General features: G+C 71.1%; 1 protein-coding gene. It reads left to right on the top strand.

Annotated features, from left to right (window positions below; translation table 11 throughout):
• On the top strand, positions 1–228 hold a 228-nt coding region (locus ACPYOI_RS37375), incomplete at both ends, for a thiolase family protein (protein WP_481424343.1).

Here is a 228-nt window from a genome sequence, read left to right as displayed (position 1 = left end):
GATGACCCCCTACCTCGGGCTCACGCGCGACGACAACCTGCGACCCGGCACCAGTGTCGAGAAGCTGGCCGCGCTCAAGCCGGTCTTCGGCCGTGGTGAAGGTGCGACGATGACGGCCGGCAACTCGACGCCGCTCACCGACGGCGCCTCGGCCGTCCTGCTCGCGAGCGAGGACTGGGCCGCCGAGCACCATCTCGAGCCGCTCGCGTGGTTCGTCGACGCCGAGAC

Source organism: Rhizobium sp. SVR5-2C, from assembly GCF_056755115.1.
Note: the sequence above shows the minus strand (reverse complement) of the source record. Positions and strands in the feature narration are given on the sequence as shown.